A 314-nucleotide genomic window follows, 5' to 3' on the forward strand; every position below is an offset into this window, starting at 1 on the left:
TAGCGCCGATGGTAGTGTGGGAGTTCCCATGTGAGAGTAGGTCATCGCCAGGCTCCTATTTAGAAAAGCCCGCTCATTAGAGCGGGCTTTTTACTCTAAGTTTTAAGCTAAATTGATTTTTGAAATCTATTTATCTTAGCGTTTAGAACCTGAAGAGTTATAGCTTCAGGAGACCCTGAACTCAATTTGGGGCGGTTCTAACGAAACAGTTTTTATCTAGCGACAATAGCGCTTTGGAACCACCTGATCCCATGCCGAACTCAGAAGTGAAACGAAGTAGCGCCGATGGTAGTGTGGGAGTTCCCATGTGAGAG

The 314-nt window shown here is 45.2% G+C and carries 1 rRNA gene; it reads left to right on the top strand.

Annotated features, from left to right (window positions below):
• Positions 1-215: 215 nt before the first annotated feature.
• A 5S ribosomal RNA gene (gene rrf, locus HII16_RS16700) occupies positions 216-314 on the top strand; the annotation flags it as partial.

It is taken from the genome of Thalassotalea sp. Y01 (assembly GCF_012932945.1).
In the GTDB taxonomy this organism is placed as follows: Bacteria; Pseudomonadota; Gammaproteobacteria; order Enterobacterales; family Alteromonadaceae; genus Thalassotalea_A.